Source organism: Mycobacterium sp. 1165196.3, assembly GCF_001673415.1.
Lineage (GTDB): Bacteria > Actinomycetota > Actinomycetes > Mycobacteriales > Mycobacteriaceae > Mycobacterium > Mycobacterium europaeum_A.
The window spans coordinates 13,173-32,285 of sequence record NZ_LZLU01000063.1; the positions used below are offsets into that span (position 1 = coordinate 13,173).

General features: G+C 64.8%; 16 protein-coding genes. 15 read left to right on the forward strand and 1 reads right to left on the reverse strand.

Annotation, left to right across the window (positions count from 1 at the left end):
* The first annotated feature begins 178 nt into the window (after positions 1 to 178).
* The 8 genes from A5659_RS06425 (at position 179) to A5659_RS06455 (ending at position 8,877) form a co-directional block, all read left to right on the forward strand.
* Entirely contained in the window at positions 179 to 1,684 is a 1,506-nt protein-coding gene (locus tag A5659_RS06425) for an ATP-binding protein (RefSeq protein WP_067023465.1), read from the forward strand.
* An 8-nt stretch (positions 1,685 to 1,692) separates the two neighbouring features.
* Entirely contained in the window at positions 1,693 to 2,676 is a 984-nt protein-coding gene (locus A5659_RS06430) for a PD-(D/E)XK motif protein (RefSeq protein WP_231997755.1), read from the forward strand.
* A gap of 4 nt (positions 2,677 to 2,680) precedes the next feature.
* Entirely contained in the window at positions 2,681 to 5,626 is a 2,946-nt protein-coding gene (locus A5659_RS06435) for a Z1 domain-containing protein (protein ID WP_067023468.1), read from the forward strand.
* 223 nt (positions 5,627 to 5,849) lie between these two features.
* Positions 5,850 to 6,020 carry a hypothetical protein gene (locus A5659_RS27625; protein ID WP_156748865.1) on the forward strand — a complete coding sequence of 57 codons (171 nt, stop codon included), beginning with the start codon at positions 5,850 to 5,852 and terminating at the stop codon, positions 6,018 to 6,020.
* Positions 6,021 to 6,337: 317 nt separating this feature from the next.
* Positions 6,338 to 7,009, forward strand: coding sequence for a hypothetical protein (locus A5659_RS06440; RefSeq protein ID WP_067023470.1), 672 nt, complete (start codon positions 6,338 to 6,340; stop codon positions 7,007 to 7,009).
* A 101-nt stretch (positions 7,010 to 7,110) separates the two neighbouring features.
* Positions 7,111 to 7,662 (forward strand): carboxymuconolactone decarboxylase family protein, encoded by a 552-nt coding sequence (locus A5659_RS06445; protein ID WP_156748867.1) that lies wholly within the window; start codon positions 7,111 to 7,113, stop codon positions 7,660 to 7,662.
* Positions 7,659 to 8,216 carry a carboxymuconolactone decarboxylase family protein gene (locus A5659_RS06450; RefSeq protein ID WP_067179887.1) on the forward strand — a complete coding sequence of 186 codons (558 nt, stop codon included), beginning with the start codon at positions 7,659 to 7,661 and terminating at the stop codon, positions 8,214 to 8,216. Before A5659_RS06445 ends, A5659_RS06450 begins: the two co-directional genes overlap by 4 nt.
* Positions 8,217 to 8,274: 58 nt before the next feature.
* A complete protein-coding gene (locus A5659_RS06455) occupies positions 8,275 to 8,877 on the forward strand; it encodes a TetR/AcrR family transcriptional regulator (protein ID WP_066880064.1) in 603 nt (200 codons plus the stop codon).
* Here A5659_RS06455 and A5659_RS06460 read toward each other — a convergent pair.
* Positions 8,857 to 10,026, reverse strand: a complete 1,170-nt coding sequence (locus A5659_RS06460) for an acyl-CoA dehydrogenase (protein ID WP_067179890.1) — start codon at positions 10,024 to 10,026, stop codon at positions 8,857 to 8,859. The genes A5659_RS06455 and A5659_RS06460 overlap by 21 nt on opposite strands.
* A 275-nt stretch (positions 10,027 to 10,301) precedes the next feature.
* Here A5659_RS06460 and A5659_RS06465 point away from each other — a divergent pair, with 275 nt between their 5' ends.
* The 7 genes from A5659_RS06465 to A5659_RS06495 form a co-directional block, all read left to right on the forward strand.
* Positions 10,302 to 11,555 (forward strand): condensation domain-containing protein, encoded by a 1,254-nt coding sequence (locus tag A5659_RS06465; RefSeq protein WP_067179893.1) that lies wholly within the window; start codon positions 10,302 to 10,304, stop codon positions 11,553 to 11,555.
* 19 nt (positions 11,556 to 11,574) lie between these two features.
* A complete protein-coding gene (locus tag A5659_RS06470; RefSeq protein ID WP_067025621.1) occupies positions 11,575 to 12,354 on the forward strand; it encodes an Rv3717 family N-acetylmuramoyl-L-alanine amidase in 780 nt (259 codons plus the stop codon).
* Between the two features lie 367 nt (positions 12,355 to 12,721).
* Entirely contained in the window at positions 12,722 to 13,399 is a 678-nt protein-coding gene (locus tag A5659_RS06475) for a DUF4190 domain-containing protein (protein ID WP_067025618.1), read from the forward strand.
* Positions 13,400 to 13,403: 4 nt separating this feature from the next.
* A complete protein-coding gene (locus A5659_RS06480; protein ID WP_066871526.1) occupies positions 13,404 to 14,069 on the forward strand; it encodes a DUF4190 domain-containing protein in 666 nt (221 codons plus the stop codon).
* An 11-nt stretch (positions 14,070 to 14,080) separates the two neighbouring features.
* Positions 14,081 to 14,641 (forward strand): hypothetical protein, encoded by a 561-nt coding sequence (locus A5659_RS06485; RefSeq protein WP_067025614.1) that lies wholly within the window; start codon positions 14,081 to 14,083, stop codon positions 14,639 to 14,641.
* 44 nt (positions 14,642 to 14,685) lie between these two features.
* On the forward strand, positions 14,686 to 17,640 hold the full coding sequence (locus tag A5659_RS06490; protein ID WP_067025611.1) for a VWA domain-containing protein: 2,955 nt from the start codon (positions 14,686 to 14,688) through the stop codon (positions 17,638 to 17,640).
* Positions 17,640 to 19,113: tubulin-like doman-containing protein (locus tag A5659_RS06495; protein WP_231997756.1), on the forward strand; the 1,474-nt coding region annotated here is incomplete at its 3' end. The genes A5659_RS06490 and A5659_RS06495, both read left to right, overlap by 1 nt.

Below are 19,113 nucleotides of genomic sequence, written 5' to 3' on the forward strand. Positions count from 1 at the left end.
ATGGCCAGAGCGCGCCGTCTGACGAGTTCTTGGCGCAAGAACATCAGTGCGTCGATCGCGCGCTCCGCCACACGATCATCGAGAGCCTCGGCGATGCCCCGTTCATGGCCCCACCGCCGACGTCCGCTCAATGCGTTCGAGCGGCGAAGAAATCAGCTGCGCGGGCGGCCGTCGAGTCATGAGCGTAGACCACGACGTCGTACGACGGATCACCCTTGCTCCGGACGCAGGACTGGTCAAAAGCCTTGGGGCCAACCACACGTTGGAGTCCGCAATCGCAGACCTTGTCGACAACAGCATCGATGCTGGTGCGACCAACGTCTCGGTCAGGTTGCTTACCCAAGGGGATCGACTCGTCGAGGTGGAGGTCCACGACAACGGCAGGGGCATGGATGCGGAGTCGATCAACGCCGCGATGACCATTGGCCACCAGCGCGCCTACACCCAAGGAGACCTCGGACATTTCGGTATGGGACTCAAGGCAGCATCTTTCGGACACAGCGATGTACTCACCGTATGGTCCAGCAAGTATGCAGCGATTCCCGTGGGACGGCGAATTCGGCGAGCGGACTTCTCCCGCGATTTCACTTGCGAAGTCCTTTCAGCCGACGCCGCCGCCCAACATGGCTCTGAGCGTCAAGCAATCCTAGGCTCGGCAGAAGGCACATCGGTCATCTGGACCGAAGTGCGCAATGCCTATCGCGGTCACAGCATGCATGAGGCACGTCAATGGCTTGCCACCCGAAACGATGCGCTGCGTGCACATCTGGGCGTCACGTTCCACAGGTTGCTCGCTGAGAAGCGATTGCAGATCAATGTCCTCGTCGACGAACGGAATGAGGCGCTCGCCGAACCAGGCATTCCCGTAATGCCGATCAACCCATTTGGTTACGCGCGGTCTGGGCATCCCCAGTACCCGAAGCACCTAATTGCCGCCGCCGGTGATACACGGGTGAAGCTCGCATGCCACATCTGGCCAGCCAAGTCGGACATCACCGGATTTCGAATCGGTGCTAAGCCTGGGGAACAATTTCAAGGGTTTTACATCTACCGCAACGACCGCCTACTTCAGATCGGCGGCTGGTCCGACACCGCTAACCCAAGCGCTGCTCGGCAACTGGCTCGCGTCGTGCTTGAGGACACCGACGCCATTGGGCATTTCCTAACCATGAACCCTGAAAAGAGCGGTCTGAAGTTCGAGCCCATCTTTCACGACGCGGTCAGCCGAGCGGCCGCTGCGGACGGCACGACGTTCATTGAATACCTGCAGGATGCGGAGTCGGTCTACGCGGAGGCGAACAAGCGAAAACGGAAGCGCAATCCCGTGATCAGACCCGATAAGGGTTTTGCGCCGGCGGTCCGCAAACGGATCGGCTCTGAGCTGCCCTATATCCAAGGTGATTCAATCGACCTCAAGTGGCGGCGAATGCCGGAAGGGGAGTTCTTCGACGTCGATCTGCGTAGCAAGACGCTGTCACTGAATAGTCGCTACCGACCTCTGTTTGCGCCCAACGGCGGCAGTCTGAATGACGCACCCGTGTTGAAGGCTTTGATGTTCCTGTTGACCCATCACCTCTTCGAGGGCCAACATCTTGGGGCCAGAGACAAGGATGAGATCGCTTTGTGGAAAAGCATTCTCGGCGCTGCTGTGATCGCCGAGCAGCGTATGCGTGGATGGGGATAGAGGCACTGATGACCGAATCAGTTGGCGACGCACGCCATCTTACATTCACGACGCTCGACCACTTGTGGAAGAACGGCGCGCCGATGGTCTTGCCCATCAAAGGTGACCCTACCTGCCGCCTGCAGCTTGATCCGAAAAACAGCCTCATCACGCTGGTCGCGCCTTATGCCATTCCAGAGCCTGACGTCGCAAAACTAAAAAACATCCACTTTAAGGCGGTCGTCGAGGGCGATACGGAACTCGCTGAGTTGACAGTACGAGTGCAGGGCAACGCACACGGAGCATACGGCCTGCTAGCCACGATCGCTGATGAACTTCAACTTGAAAAGCTCCCACTCGCAGCTGCAGTCGCAGCGGCCGTGGCCCGGCACCGCAACGTGCTCGCAAGCCGAGGTGGCCTTACAACCGAGAAAGAAGTAGGTCTCTTTGGTGAGCTCTTGCTCCTCGAGTTCCTCATACACGAGATCGGCGCTGGGCCGGCGATCGCCGCTTGGCAGGGTCCGTTTTCGGAGGAGCACGACTTCGCTTTCGACGCCGTCCATATTGAGGTTAAGACCACCACTAGCGAGCGGCGTAAGCACATGATTAATGGGTTGGCCCAGCTTGTGCCGCTAAGAAACGTGCCTTTAAGCCTTCTGTCGATTCAATTGACTCGGAGCTCCCCGGACGTTGGTCGCACCTTGCCGCAAATCGTGGCACAAGTGCGGACGACCGCAGGCGGCTATCAGGTCGCCATCGACGAGAGTCTGGATGCACTCGGATGGCAGGACGAAGACGCCGACCTGTACTTGACGTTCTGGGTGCTCCGGTCCGAGCCGCGCGCATACGAAGTAACCGCTGACTTCCCAGCGATGACCCCGGCCCTTTTGGCGCCGGTCGTACCGAACTTTGGTCTCTTGTCGGAGGTTTCCTACAAAGTAGATGTGACCGATTTGGATCACGAGCGGCTGCCTGACCCCATTGGTGGATTCGTGGACTTCCAGGAGAATTGACGTAGTGACCGACCAACGCCCCGGGTGGGCAGATGCATTGACGAATCTCTTTGTTGCGCTTAAGAATCAGCAGCCAGCCCCGATTGGCCCCTTGCTGCAAGTTCTTTCGGGTACCCATGTAAATGATCAAGATCTTGCGGCCTTCATTATCAATGCCGACGAGAACGATACGTCGCTGACACAGTCGCGCATAGCACTCGCCAAGTGGGACAACCAAGGCGAGCTCCCTGACGCCGCGGGCAACCCCACACCGGCGCGGACAAAGGAGCGGCGCGCAGCGATATACGCCGCACTTGGGCTCTCGGATGAGGTCGCAGCAGCTTTCACCCAAAGGGTGGATGTGTTCGAAATCCAGGCCATTGTCATCTCGAAGAATTTCGAGCCTTGGTACGCCGAAGAGCGAAAGTTACGAACGAGCGTTTACTGGGACGATTATGAGGCGTACCTTCGCGACACGAAGAAGTGGCCAGCCCCGTCGATCGCCTCGCTTGACCAGACGACAACCGATGTGATCGAACGGCTCACGCGTCCCACGCGGCTCGAAGTGAAGCAAACCAAGGGTCTCGTCGTTGGCTACGTCCAGAGCGGCAAGACCGCCAACTTCACGGGAGTGGCGGCCAAGGCGATCGATGCGGGTTACCGGCTCATCATCGTGCTGACCGGCACAATCGAGATCCTTCGATCTCAGACTCAGCGGCGCATCGACATGGAGCTCATGGGCGTAGAGAACATCCTCGCTGGCCAAGACCCGACGGACCCGGTAGTCGCGAAAGAACTCGACTACCAGCAGGATGTTGAGTGGCATGCTGACAACTTCGTAAAGCATGGTACGGCGTTGGATGTTCCAGGCGTCGTTCGCATTTCGCGCGTGACCAGCCACCACAGTGACTACAAGCGCCTACCGCAAGCCATGACGAAGTTAAAATTCGCGCGCCGAAACAAGCAGAAACCGCTCAACGATGAGGTCAATCTTTTCAACTCGGACGCGTACGTGGCGATCATCAAGAAAAACAGCGCCCCCTTGAAGAAGTTAATCCAAGATCTGAAGCCCCTCAAGAACGACCTTGCCGAACTGCCGGTCCTCATCATCGATGATGAGTCCGACCAGGCCTCCGTAGACACGACGAACCCGGCGAAGTGGAACAAGAATTCCGCGGCGAACCGTAAGCGGACAACGATCAATGAACTGATCACCAAGATCCTACAGATCTGTCCTCGGGCACAGTATGTTGGATACACCGCCACACCGTTCGCCAACGTCTTCGTTGATCCGGATGACGAACGAGACCTTTTCCCCGCCGACTTTGTGCTCTCGCTTGACCGACCTCCTGCGTACATGGGTGTCCAGGAGTTCCACGATGTAGGCACGCGTTGGGACGAAGAGGCGAGAACCGTCGCGAATTCCAACGAGCTGGCCCACGTACGGGCGCTTGTCGGAGACACGGATACCGACCCTGACCGTCGCATCGCTGAACTGCAAGAGGCGCTCGATGCATGGGTGCTCACCGGAGCCATCAAGAAGTATCGGGAAGTTTTTTCGGCAAGAACTTACCGACACCACACAATGCTCGTTCATGAATCAACCAGTACGAGCGTCCATGCCGACACGGCCAACGACGTCCGCGGGATCTGGAGCACCTCAAAGTTCAATTCGAAAGAGGGATTCGCCCGTCTGCGAAGCCTTTACGAGCAAGACTTTCTCCCCGTGATGAACGCGCGCGCAAAGGACGAAGCCATTCCGCCTTCCTTCGAAGCACTCAAACCCTTCATCGGAGATGCCCTTGCACAGATGACAATTGACAGCAACCCGGTTCTGATTGTCAACTCCGATAAGGAGATCCAAAAGCAGCAAAAGAAACTCGATTTCGAAGCCGACAAGGTCTGGCGGATCCTCGTAGGTGGCACGCAGTTAAGCCGAGGCTTTACCGTCGAAGGTCTGACGATCTCGTACTTCAGGCGCAAGGCTGGTCAGGCGGACACCCTAATGCAGGCTGGCCGCTGGTTCGGGTTCCGACCCGGCTACCAGGACCTCGTTCGGCTGTATATCCGCCGAGACGCCAACGTTGATCTGTACGAGGCGTACGAAGCGCTGTTGATGGACGAGGAAGCGTTTAGAGCCGAGCTCAGGCAGTACGAAGGGTTCGACGAGAATGGCATGCCCATGCTGGAGCCGCGACATATCCCGCCACTCGTCAGCCAGCACCTACCGTGGCTAAAACCGACCGCCCGCAACAAGATGTGGAATGCCGTCATCGCCAGTAAGGCGCCAGCGGACGTACAGGACCTCTATGGCATCCCTACCCGCCATGACGCAGCAAACCGCTCGAACTTTGACGACATCATCGTGCCGCTTCTCACGCACGCGAAGACCGAAGTCATGCTTCCTTACGAGCTCGACGGGAAATCGCGTTACCGGCAGCGGGCGAGGGTCGGTCTGATCGACGCCACCGAGTTTCTTCAGCTGTTCAAGAAGCTCGCATGGCACGCCGAATACAAGGCCAACATCAAAGCTTTCACCGGCTTCTTTGAAAAAGCTACCCATGACCAGCGCATCAGTGACTGGGCAGTTGTGTGGACGTGGCCCAACACTGGTGGACGACTCTTCGATATCCCCGAGCTGGGCGGCTATGTGTCCATCGTTAAGCGTAGGCGCCGCGCCGGGCGAATCGACTTCGTCGGGTCGGATCGCAAGCACCGAGCGGCCATCAGGCCTATTGTCGAGAACAATGCTGTTCCGGTGCTGGGACAATCGTCGACGAGAGGCGTCGTCCTCGTGTCGGTCGTGCCTGATCGCGATCCCGACGATGCCTCGACGCCGGTTACGCGGGACCAGCTCGTCGGGTTGATCTCGATTGCTGTTCCTGCCCAAGCGATCCCGAGGAGCAATCTCATTCAGTGGACTGTTGTCAATTCAGCGAAGCCAGACGACGTGGTAGTCGAGAAGTCTTAGCAAGACGCCATGGGGAGCCTGTGCAGACTACACAGCATTCGGCGACGGTCGGCGGAACCTCTGCGCTTTCTATAGTGATCTCGGCGGTGCCTGTCTACGCTCCATATAAATCTACTCTCTTTATAATTCAGTGTGCTGGCCTCTGACGGGCGCAACAGGCCCCCAACGCCGACTCCAGATTCAGCACTCGAGAGTCCAACAAACGAAACGGTGGGATTACGCGGTGGTCAGTAATCCGAGCGGCGCCTTGCCCCTTGACCTTGAAATCGACTACGGGATTGCCGTCGTCGCCCGCGAAACCTGGGAAACGGTGCCGACGCTGAGTCCGGGCCCCGACCCCACTCATGCCGTTCTCGCCAAGCAGCTGCCTGATTTCATACGACCACGCCTTTGACATGCTTCGCCGATGCCTGGAGATGAAGGTCCCGCTGCGTGCTATTGCAGCCGATCTTGTGCAGAACCAAGCACAACTTTCGCGCCGGAGCCGATGCGCTGCGCACGCGGTCTGCGTTCGCACTGGCCGTCGGGGTGCTCGTCGTGCGTCACCCAGTCTTGGGCCTTACGGCTACCAGTTTGATTTGATAGCAATAACTATCCGCGTGTCGTGCGGTATTTTTGCCGAGTTTCTGTTAAATCTCCGTCCAGGGCCACAACCTGAAGCTTTTTTCGTCACATCTATAAGCCGTTGCGGCGGCCCCGGAGCGGACACCCATGACGAGCATCTCGCGGGCAAAGGTCGCCAGCGCCGCACGAACGTTCGGCCGGGTCGCTTTGTTGGCCGCGGTTGCCGCGTGGCCGGTGATATCGGCAGCCATGGTGCACGCCAACCCGGGCGTTCCCGTCCCCGACGCCGACCATGAGTTGGGAATGCATGGCGATCCCGTCGCGGCCGCGTCCTACTGGCGCGAACAACACGCTTCCGACTGTGGGGAAATGGCGGTGGCCGATGTGGTCGGCCAAATTACCGGACGCGAGCCATCCGAACAGCAGATGATCACTCTGGCCGAAAACACAGCGAGCACAGCGGGTCACAAACCGATCTGGACGCCGACGGGCACCACTGATATCGCCGACCTTCCGGTACTGCTGTGGCACTACTGGATCAGAGCCGAGAACATTCAGACCGATACCGCCGCCGTGGCGCGCAAGCTGAGCGGCAACCACAAGGTCATCGCCATTCTCAATGCCGAAACAATTTGGAACCGCCCCGGGAAGCGGAATTATGCAAACCACTTCGTGGTGGTCACCGGCATTGACAGCAGGGCCGGTGTGGTCCATCTCAACGACAGCGGCATCAGTACCGGCCGCGACGAGCAAGTCCCCATCGCCGTCTTCGAGCAGGCGTGGGCCCCGAACTACAACTCGGCTATCGTCACCAAGTGACGTCGCGACCCGAAGCGAAATAACCTGCAATCAAACGCAATCGAAGAATTGCGGTGTTCACTACAGTCGAAGCACCCGACGCGCAAGAAAGGACCTCGACGATGACGCGAATGCCTCTGGTCAGCACCGACCGCCAACCCGAGGGGATCAAGCAACCCATCGCACGCCCGGACACCCTCAACGTGCTGAAACTAATCGCCAACGCGCCCAACATCTTTGACGGCTGGGCACAGATGACGGGCGAACTGTTCAAAAGTCCCACCTTCACCCCGCGGATGCGCGAAGTGATCATCCTGCGGGTGGGCCACCTGCAGGACTCGCCCTACGAACTGGCCCAGCACGTCATCTTCGGCCGCACTGCGGGGCTCACCGACCAGCAGATCGATGCCATCCAGAACAAAGCGGACCTCGACGCGGCCGGCTTCACCGACGACGAACGCACCGTCATCGACACGGTCACCGAGCTGTGCACCACCCGCCACCTGAGTGACGAGACCTTCGCCACGGCCCATGCCCTGCTCGGCGACGAGGCGCTCACCGAATTGCTGATGATCGTCAGCTGCTACTACGGCCTGGCGCTCGTGCTCAACGCCGTCGACCTCGAGATCGACACCCCGAGCTTTTCCAGCCCCGACCAGGAACTGCCAAAGTGACCCGGATCCCGTATCGCCAGCCCGAACAGATGCCCGACAGAGCCCGCGAGTTAACCGCGCGGCGGGGCAATCTCAACGTGTACCGCGCGCTGGCCAACGCCGAAAAGGTGTTCACCGGCTGGATGGTGGCCGGCGACGCCGCGCTGACCAGCCCGGTGTTGCCCAGAAGGCTTTGCGAACTGATCGTGCTGCGCACCGCCTACCTGATGGACTGCCCCTACGAACTCGGCCAACACCAGGACGTCGCACAAACGGTGGGAGTCGACCGCACCGAGATCGACGCCATCACCTCCGAATCCGACTGGAAAACAAGCCAATTCGACGCTACCGAGCTGGCGGTGCTAGACCTGACGACCGAACTGGTGACCACCCGCCGCGTCGCCGAACCGCTCTTCCAAGAAGTGCACACCGCCCTCGGCTCGGAGGCCACCGTCGAAGCGCTGATGGTCATCGCCCGATACGCGGGCCTGGCGCTGATGCTCAACGCGCTCGACGTGGACCTCGACGAGACCGCCCGGCTCCCCGTCCCGCCGACGGGGTCAGGCGAAAAGTAATTACCGAGATTGCCTAATCTTCCCTCCGACCAGGGGGGCCTCCCGTAATGTCCATGGAATGGTGGAGCGCAAGCAGCCGTCGACCCGCCTGTCAGCCGAGGACTGGCTCGAGGTGGGTTACACCGTCCTTGCCCATGAGGGAGTGCGCGCACTCAAGGTCGAACGCCTCTGCCAGCAGGCGGGTGTCACCCGCGGCAGCTTCTACTGGCACTTCGAGGACATCGAAGCGTATCGGGCCGCACTGGTCGAGTCGTGGAACAAATTCCTGGAGCGCGACCGTCAGGCGCTGACCGAGCTCGACGGGCTACCTCCGCGGGAACGGCTGTCGGCCCTGACCGAAACGCTGGTCAGCCCCAAATACTGGGTGCTCGAGCGGGCGATGCGCGAATGGGCCCGCCTGGACCCGGTGGCGGCCGAGAACATCCGCGCCGCCGACCGGCTGCTGCTGCGCACCGTGATAAAGGCCTACTGCGACTACGGTTTGAGCTACGAGGACGCCAGACTGCGCGCCGAACTGACCTTCGCCGCAGGGATCGGCCTGCTGCACCTCACGACCTCGGCCGAGCAGGCCCGCTCGGTGGCTCAACGAGAAAGATTCCTGGCCGTGATGCTGGGCGAGTCGGGGACGGGCCAAGCCAAATCAGATCATGGCGATGGGTGAGATCTTCGCGCCAATCGCCAACGCCCCGGCCAACTCTCGACTGGTGTCGTAGTCGAACACGACATGTCCCGCGGCGATATCCACGTCGCGCTTGGCGCGCTGCAGTGGGCTCGACAAGAAGTGTGCGCTGGCGCCCGCGGCCTCCATGAGATCGGCGATGATCGCCCGGCTTTCGTGCACGGTGCGCGCGGCCGCCAACCGCGCGTCGGCCCGCACCGACCGGCTCACCCGTTCGCCGCTGACGACGATCGACTCGATCTCGTCGGCGGTCCGAGCCACCAGCGCCCGCAGTGAACTCAGCCGCACCCGAGCCTCGCCCAGCCTGATCTGAGCGGCGGGCTGGTCTTTCTGCGCCACCCCGCTGTAGGCCAGCACGCGCTCGCTGAGCCGTTCGGCGAAGAGTTCGGTCACCCGCTCCGCGGTCCCGAGCACGGGCATCGACGCCGTCAGCGCCAGCGCCGGAACCATCGGCCACCGGTACGTCGCGACCCCGTGTGCAGCCGCGCCGGGTGCCGTCCCGCCGTAGATGTCGGCCACGGCGACCACTCGGTGCTCGGGGACGAACACGTCGGTGATGACGAGATCATGCGAACCGGTGCCGCGCATGCCGGCCGTCTGCCAGGTGTCTACCACCTCGACCCGGTCGGCGGGCAGCACGACGAGCACCGGATCGATACGGTCCTGCCGTTCGATGAGCGCGCCGACGATCATCCAATCGGCATCCATCGCACCGGTCGCCCAGGACCACCTGCCGGTCAGGCGCACGCCACCGTCGACCGGCACGCCCCGGCCGGTGGGGGCCAGGGGAGCCGGCGCCAGCACTGGGCCGGACGCGAAGACCTCGTCCTGAACGCGCGGATTGAACAGCGACAGCATCCAGTTGTGCAGCGCGTAGAACCCCAGCGTCCAGGCGCTGGACGCGCAGCCGTGCGCCATCCGCCGAATCGGTTGCAGCAGTTCGGGAAACGAGGCCTGAAGGCCGCCGAACCGGGCTGGCAGCAGTAACCGAAACAGGTCGGTCTGCCGGAAATCGCTGATCGTCGCGGCGGGCAGGCGCCGCAATCGCTCGGCCTCCTCGGCGCGATCGGCCAGCCGCGCAACGAATTCGTCGGTGACGCCGTGCAGCGGTTGGCGTTCGACCACGGACATGCCCGAGACCGTAACATACTTTTTAGTATGGCGAGGCATCCGGTGCATCGGCACGGCATCGCTTACTCCAGGCCCGATGTCGCGATCTGTGGGAAACGTGACGCAAACGTGGGGAGCCCGGGGCAAGCGGGCGGCGCCACACTGGTCGCGCGGGGTATCGAGCGTGGTGGCAGTTGAACGTCGGATGAATTCGTCTCCGTGGATGAACCGACTCGGCCGGGGTTCCGTCTGCGTTGTGTCGCAGCGCTTTACCGGCGGTTGGAGGTTCGGCGATCGTGAACAATCCGCAGCACGGCCAGGTGACGACCCTCGTGCGCCCCCTGGGAGCGGCGGAGCGGCTCTTCTATCGCTACAGCGAACGCAATCCCGCGCATTTCTCGATCGTGGCGGAATTCGGTGCGGTGCTTGCCGAAAAGCCGCTGCGGGCCGCCTTGGCCGCCGTTCTGCGACGCCATCCCCTGCTATCCGTGCACATCGAGGACCACCTCGGCTCGCGTCTGGGCTTCTATCGCGCGGCGGACGTCGCGCCCGTCGAGCTGACCGTGCGCCGCGGCCCGGAGCTGGCCTGGCAAGCAGCCGCGGCCGAGGAGCTCACCCGGCCGTTCGACCGTTCGCGGGCGCCGCTGATACGAGCGTTGTTGCTGCAGAGCGCTTGGCGTAGCGCGGTGCTGCTCACCTTCGACCACACGGTCGCGGACGGAATCAGTTCCACCGTCGTGCTCCGCGACGTGATCGCCGCGCTCAACGGCGAGGCCTTGACGAGTTTGCCTGTGCCGCAACCACAAGAACAGATCGTCGCCGAAGTCCTTCACTCGGCCGAGCCGCCGGACCCCGCCGCGCCGGACGACCCGCGGATGACCACACCCAGCGTGCTGCGTCCCTTCGATGGCACCCCGACCAACGTGCGCACCCTGGCGATGACCCATGCGGACACCGCGCGGCTGGTAGCGCGGTGCCGCGCCGAACGCACCACGGTGCACGCCGCGTTGGTGGTCGCGAAATGCCGCGTGCGGGCCACGGACCGCGGCGAAGAATTCATCCGCGTCCTCAGCCCGATGAACCTGCGGCCGATCCTCGGAATCGAGGGCGGCTGCGCCATGTGCATCGTGCCGACCGCGACGGGACACACGCCGTGGGACGGCACACCGTTCTGGGAGCAGGCCCGTGCGACGACCGCACACCTGCGGGTGGCCCGATCGGCGCGCGGAATCCGTGCCGCCGCAACCGACCTGGAACAGATGATCACCGTCGACGCCGAAACCGCCGAGGCCGAGGAGCTTTTCAGCCGGACCAGTCCGTGGGACATCATGATCACCAACCTCGGCGTGCGAAACCTCGATGGCGTAGGCCCTTTGCGCCCGACGGCGGTGTGGGGACCGGTGGTGCTCAGCCAGACCGATGGCGAATATCTGACCGGAGTCACCACCTACGAGGGCAGGCTCCGGATGGTGACGTGTGGCTACAACGTGCCGGCCAGCTTCTTGAAGGGCGTTGAGGAGGCACTGATGGCCGCCCTGGAGGAGTACTGACGATTGCTACCATCGCGCGGTGAGCGATTGCCCGGGCGGGCCGCGATCCATCGCACGCCGCGACGCCCTGAAGGTCGCCGGTCTCCTGCCGGCGATCGTCACCGCCGCCGCATTGCTGCCCGGCCCGCGGGCAAATGCGGGGGTGGCCGGAATGTCCGTTTTCCTCGACCCGGGCCACAACGCCGTGAACGACGCGTCGATCAACCAGCAGGTCCCCAACGGCCGCGGCGGCACCAAGCCGTGTCAAACGTCGGGCGCGGCAGCCGACGACGGATATCCCGAGCATGCGTTCACCTGGGCGGTAGTGGGGTTGATCAACGATGCGCTGAACCAGATGGGCGTGCGCACCCAGCTGTCGCGGGACGGCGACAACGGTGTCGGGCCGTGCATCGACCAGCGCGCGGCGGCGGCCAACGCCATGCGCCCGGACGCGATCGTGAGCATCCACGCCGACGGCGGGCCGCCATCCGGCAGCGGATTTCACGTCAACTACTCGAGCCCGCCGCTGAATGACGTCCAAGCCGGGCCCGCCGTGCAGCTGGCGCATGCGATGCGCGACGCCCTCGTTCAATCCGGCTTCACCCCGGCGAACTACATCGGCTCGGACGGCCTCTACGGACGCGACGACCTCGCCGGCCTGAACCTGGCCCAGTACCCCGCGGTGCTGGTCGAACTCGGCAACATGAAAAACGCCGGTGACGTCGCACGAATGGAAAATCCGGACGGCCGGGCGAAATATGCCGCCGCGGTCACCCAGGGGATAGTCGCCTTTCTGAACTCCAAAGCCGCGACCGGCTAGCGTGACCGCGAGCGAGCTAATTGCCCGTCGGCCCCCGAGCGTTGCGCAGCGAACTTATGCACGTCCTGCAGCAGTCGGTCCGATGCTGCAGTTAACGCCAGGGCGAAGCGGACAGCGAACGCCGGGCCGCAGTCTAAATTGCGCGTGTGTACCGCGCAGCACTATATGTAGCAGTACCGAAAGGTCCTTCTGGTGGAAAAAGAGTGCGTCGTGCCTGCACCGACTATGTTGATTTTGCGGTGGGACGTCACGAGTTTTCAGGCATGCGGTGACGGCGAACGCCGCCCAACGGCGCGGTGGCGGGGAATGGGATGGCATTGATGAGGGGGATGGGTGACCAGCTCCGGCCCTGCATCGAGGGGCGCCGATGACCTATAGCGGCGGTTATCAGGATCCGTTCGGCGGTGACCCTTTCGGGGGTCAGCCTGGTGCCCAGGGGCCGGCGTTCGGGCAGCACCAACCCGGTCATTCGCCCGCGGGGTCCGGTGGCTTCCCGTCGGCTCCGAAGCCCGAGACCAACACGCTGGCCACGCTGTCGGCCATCTTCGCGTTCGTCTTCGCGCCGGCCGGTGCCGCGCTGGGGCACATCGCGCTGTCCCAGATCCGCCAGCGCCACCAGCGCGGCCGCGACCGCGCCATCTTCGGCCTGACGGCCTCCTACCTCATCATCGTGCTGGCGGTCGGTGCGCTGGCGGTGTGGATCGTGACCAGTGGGTCCGACTCGGACACGGTCAAGACGGCGGCCCCCAGCCCGTACGTGCCGCCGACGCCGCCGCGCACGACGGTGATCACGCCACCGCCGGCGCAGCGCCCGAGCGTCTCGGTCAGCGATCTTCGGGTGGGCGACTGCATCGAGGTCCAGCAGAACAAGCCCGACCCGTCGGAGAAGGCGGACTTCATCACCATCTACCCGGTCAAGTGCGAGGTGCGCGAGGGCGTGCTGCAGGTGACCCAGCTGCTCTCGAACGACGCCTGTAAGACCCCCACGACGCTGTGGAACCACAACAAGACCGTGTATGCCTGCATCGTCGACTTCAAGGGGTGAATTGATGTATCCCAGCGACGATCCCTTTGCGCCGCAGTCCAACGATCCCTTTGGCGGACAGCCGCCGACGGTGTCATACGGCGCTGCGCCCACCACCCCGGTTGGCTACCCGGGTGCGCCGTTTGGCGGACAGCCGCCGCGCGCGGACTACAACACGCTCGCGGTGCTCTCGCCGATCTTCGGGGTGATCGTTCCGCCCGCCGGCATCGTGCTGGGTCACCTCGCCTTGCCGCAGATCAATCGCAGCGGTGAGCGGGGTCGTCCGGCCGCCATCGCCGGCCTGGTGATCGGCTACCTGATGTGTGTCCTGCTGATCCTCGGCGGCGTGTACTGGGGCACCCGTCCCAGCGGTTCGACGCCGACGACCGCATCCAGTTCCACGCTGCCCAGGCCCTTGCCGCCCCGAACCATCACGTCGGTCGCGCCGCCGACCACGGTGCCGCGCGGCCCGAAGCTCGACCTGGCCACCGTGCCGATCGGCACCTGCGTGGAGCTTCAGCTGCGCAACAGCACGGGCAATGACGCCCTGGACCTGTTCGGTGTCGACTGCGAGCACCGCGACGGGGTGTACACGGTCGCCGCGCGGGTGGGCTCGAGCAACCAGTGCAACTCGGTATACGTGGCCGCGCCCCCCGACCGCTCCTTCGCCCTGTGCCTGAACCCGTATTGAGATCGGCGACGATGAACGCACCAAACCCCTTTGACTTCAGCGACTTTGGCCCGGGCAAGCAGGCCCCGGCCGGGGGCGGCCAGGCGCCCGCGCAGGGGCAGCCGGGTGGGGGTTACTCGGGCGGCTTCGATCCGTGGGCCAACCAGCGACCGGCCCCGGCGCGCCCGGATGCGTTTCCGGGCCCGCCCGCGTTCGACCCGACCGGCGGCCGCGACGCCTTCGGGCAGCTGACCGCGAACCCGGCGGGCGCGGGCGCGCTGACGACGGCCGGGCCGCCGCTCGTCTGGTTCGCGGTGGCGCTGGCGCTGGCTCTCGTCGGTGTGGCCCTCGCCGGAGCCAGCGCGTTGGGCGGCCCGATGATCGCGGCCGCGGTCGCCGGGTGGTTGTCGGCCGGGCCGCTGGCGATCGGCGCCCTGGCGATCTTCAGCCGGGTCGACACCCGGCGCCGCACCGAGGCCATCTATTCCGCGCCGACCTGGACGTCGACGCTGTACTGGGTGGTGCTGGTGGTCTGCCTCATCGGAATCGCCGTGGGGGCCTGGCAGATCGCGCTGTGGGCGGGGACGTTGTAGTGGCGGACTCCTCTCGAATACGGCGCGGCCGCAACGGCCTTGCGATGCTGGCGCGTGTCGCCGCGGCCGCCTTCTTGGTCGTGGTGCTGAACCTGGTCGGCTGGGCGCCCGTCGCGTCGGCCACCGGATCGCCGGGGGCCAGCCGGTTCGGCGCATGCCTGGCCGCGCAGAAGACCGGCGATCTGCTGTTGTTGTTCGACGAGTCGAGCAGCCTGCAGCAGACCGACCCGCAGGCCGCGCGGGTGCAGGCCGCCCGCTACCTGGTGCAGACGCTGGGCAAGTACGCCGACCGGGTGAGCGCAAAACTCGACATCGCGGTCGCCGGTTTCTCCGATACCTATGCCCCCGAACATGATTGGACTCAACTCACCGGCTCGACCGCCGACAGCGTCGGGGCGTCGCTGGATCCGATCGCCAAGAAGAACACCGGCATCGACACCGACTATTGGCTGGCCCTCGACGGCGCCCGGCAGGCGCTGACCACACACGGCGGCGCGGCCAACAAGGGTCAGCGCTGCCAGGCCATCGCCTGGTTCTCCGACGGCATGATCGATTTCACCGCCCGACCGATCACCAAGCCCTACGCCGACGGGGTTCCGCTGGACTCACCGAACGGAATCCCGGACACCACCCAGAAGGCCGTCCAATCCATCTGCCGCCCCAGCGGTCTGGCCGACCAGCTGCGGTCGAGCAACATCATCATGCTGGGAATCGGGCTGGGCGCCAAGCAGACTCCCGGTGACTTCAACGTGATGTCGGCGATCAGCACCGGCAAGGGACTGCAGGGCCTGGCGTGCGGCGCCATCACGGATCCGGTGCCCGGCGACTTCTTTCCCGTCGCCAACATCGACGACATGTTGTTCGCGTTCGACGCCCTCAACCCGGATCCCGGCGTGACCGACCAGGGCGGGGTGTGCCCGATCAAGGTGTGCCCGGAGGCGCGGCACAACTTCGTGCTGGACCGGTCAATCAAAGAGGTCAACATCCTGGGCTCCGGCGGCGTGCCCGGCGTCGAGCCCTACCTCGTCTCGCCGACCGGGCAGATCCTGCCGCTGCCCAAGAAGGACGGCGCCCAAAACGTCAACGTCGACGGCGTCTCGGTGAACTACCAATGGCAATCCGAATCGGCGCAGACGATCTCGCTGCAGAACGGCAACGCCCCGCACTGGAGCGGGCAGTGGGCGATCGTCTACGTCGACACCACCGGCCAGCACCCCGACGCGGTATCCAAGGTCAGCATTCACATCACCACCGACATCTTCCCGGCCCTGACGGGCGGCGACAAAGTTGCCTGGCACAGCGGCCAGACCCTCAAGGGCCTCGTCTTCGGTTTGGTTGACGGGCAAGGCAAGCCGATGGTCCCGAGCGACCTGGCGGGCTCGGCCACCATGTCGGCCTCGTTGGGTCCCGACGGCGCCGCGCCCATCCCGCTGCTGACCGCGGCCGGCAAAGACGACATCGCCAAACCCGTCGACGCCGACCTGACCAAGGTCGCCCCGGGGCACGCGACGCTGCGGATGTCGCTGGTGATCACCACCGCCGACACCACCGATCTGAACGGCGGACCGATCGCCGGCACCCAGTTGTCGCCGCAGGAAGTCGATGTGCCCGTGCAGATCCTGCCCAAGGTCGGCCTGCCCACCCCGGGTGAGCGCATCGACTTCGGCACCGTCGAGGGCGCCAAGGGTGCGACGGCGACGCTGAACATCACCGGCCCCGGTTGCGCCTGGATCAGCGACACCGATACCGCGACGGTGTCGGGCGCACCCGACGGCATCGGCACGCCGCACGTGGGTTCGCCGACGAATTCGGGCCAGCACTGCCTGAAGGTGCAGGCGGGGGAGACCGCACAGCTGTCGGTCACTTTGCACACCGACCACAACGGCCACGGCGGCCTCAACGGCACTGTGCCCATTCATGTTTCAACGCTGGACAATCCCGACGACGCCCAGACCGTGCCGGTGGCGTTCACGGCGTCGATGATCAACCCGCTCAACACCACCAACTTCATTCTGGTGCTCATCGCCGCGCTGCTGCTGGGTCCCGGCATCCCCCTGGCGCTGCTGTACGCGTCGAAGTGGTGGGTCAGCAAGATTCCCGACAATCCGCTGCTGGCCGAACGCATCCCGGTGGCGGTCGAGCACGACGCGGTGCTGCGTGGCGGTGAACCGTTCGCGATGGCCGACACCGATCTGGTGCAACCGGTCACCGGGCTGCCGCCCGGCGGCACGCGCCAGCTCTCCGTGGCCGGGGTGAACCTCTCGGTCGTGCTGGGGCGCAGCCCGTTTGGCTCCGGCCATGTGGTCGTCGACGCCGAGGGCGTGGTCAGCGTCGGGTCGAAGCTTCCCGGATCGGACAAGACCGGCCTGCGCGCGGTGCTCCCACTGGCGGTGCACAACACCTGGGTGCTCCTGCACAACCCGTCCGGGCCCGAAAACGCCGCCGAGGTGCTGGTGTTGGTGGCCGGTACCACCGACACCACCGCGCGTGAGCGGCTCTACGAGGACATCGCCCAACGGCTGCCCGACCTGCTCGCCGGGCTGCGGCTGCGCGCGGTGCAGGCGGGACTGACGGCGCCGTTCGCCGCACCGGGCGAGACGGCCTCGCCGTTCGGCGACACGCCCGCCGGCGTCGTGGCCGGCCCGGCCGGCGACGATCCCTTCGGGGGCACCGATTCACCGTTCGGGGGCGCGCCCGTTTCGGCGCCTTCGGCTCCCGTTCCGGCGCCGAGGCCGGCTCCGCCACCGCCCGCCGCGACGGGCCCGGTGCCGCCGGGTTTCAATGAGGCGGAGACACAGGAGCGGCCCATACCCGAACCGGTACCCCGCCAGGACGACACGATGGTCGCGGGCTACCGGTACGACGACGAGCCTGTCGAGCGCGATGAGCGCGACGAGCGCAAGGAGGGCGGGCCGCCCGGGCTCCCGCCGACCGAGGCGACACAACCCTCCTATCGATATGACCCAGATCCATTCGACCCGTTCGGAGAGGGCACCTGATGCGACGTTTCCTGGTAGTGGGCTGCGGCGGTTCCGGCGGCGCCACGCTGTCCCTCATGATGGACCAGCTGCGCTCCGAACTGCACACCGCTGGGATCGAAAAGCTGCTGGCCGGTTGGCAATTCGTGCACATCGACGTCCCCAGCGCCGCCGAGTCGGGCCCGGAGGGGCTGGCGAACGTGCCCGCCCAGGGCGGCAGCTACGTCGGCTGCGGCCCCCAGGGCAGCAGCTACGCCGTCCTTGACGGTGCGCTGTCCCAACGGCTGGCGGCCGAATCGGCGCTGGACACCATCGCCACCTGGGCGCCGCGCAACCCGCAGGAGGTGTCGATCCCGATCTCGGCCGGCGCCGGGCAGTACCGGGCGATCGGGCGGATGATCACCCTGAGCAAGGCCGCCGAAATCCACGCCCGCCTGCAGGCCGCGTGGGACACGCTGTTTCGCGTCGAGACCGTCTCGGAGATGTCGACGGTCGACGTGCCGGGCATGGGCAGGTTCGACCCCAACGAACCGCCGCTGGTGTTGGTGGTGTCGTCGATGGCCGGCGGTGCGGGCGCGTCGATGGCCTTGGACGTGTGCCGGCTGCTGACCCTGGTCACCGGTCTGGATCCCCGGTTGATGGGCGTATTCATGGTCACCCCGGACATTTTCGACTCGCTGCCGCAGAGCGCCATCATCGGTGTGCGGGCCAACGCGCTGGCGATGCTCGGCGAGATCGTGGCCAGCCAGTCCGGTGCGGCCCGCGAACACGACGTGCGAATCCTGCGCGCCCTGGGCCACCATCACGGTGAGGGAGAACCGATCCCGTTCGCGCGGGTGTTTCCGGTGGGCCGCTACATCGGCGCCGACCGCACCCTGTTCGGGGACGGCTCGCAGTACGCGGTGTACCGGGGGCTGGCGCGCGGGCTGGCCGGACTGATGATGAGCGGGCGGGCCAGCGACCAGTTCGTCGCCTACGACCTGGGCAACACCGCGTCGCCGGTGGGCGACCGGGACCTGCTGGGCTGGGGCATCTCGTCGTGGGACGTGCTGCCCTGGGGCACCTACGGTTTCTCCAGCCTGAGCATGGGCCGCGACCGCTACGCCGAATACGCCGCCCAGCGGCTCGCCCGCAGCTGCGTGGACAAGCTGCTCGACGGGCACATGCAGAAGGGCAACCCGGCGTCGAGCACCGAACAGCTGGATTCGCTGCTGTCCAGCCAATGGGCCTCGCTGTGCGGCGAACTCGGGCTACCGCCTAGCGCCGGCGACGAGCAGACCAGGGTGAGCCAGCTCGGCCGCTGGATCGGCACCGAAGCCTTCACCGCCGACGCCGTCGCCGCCACGGTCAACGGTCTGATCGACCGTCAGCTGCGCAACCACCTGCCGAACCCGGAAGGCGTCGCGGCCGAACAGTGGGTGCCGATCATGCGCCAAGCCGTGCAGAACCGGCGCGCCGAGTTGATCCGGGCGTGCGCGGATGCGGCCTACGCCA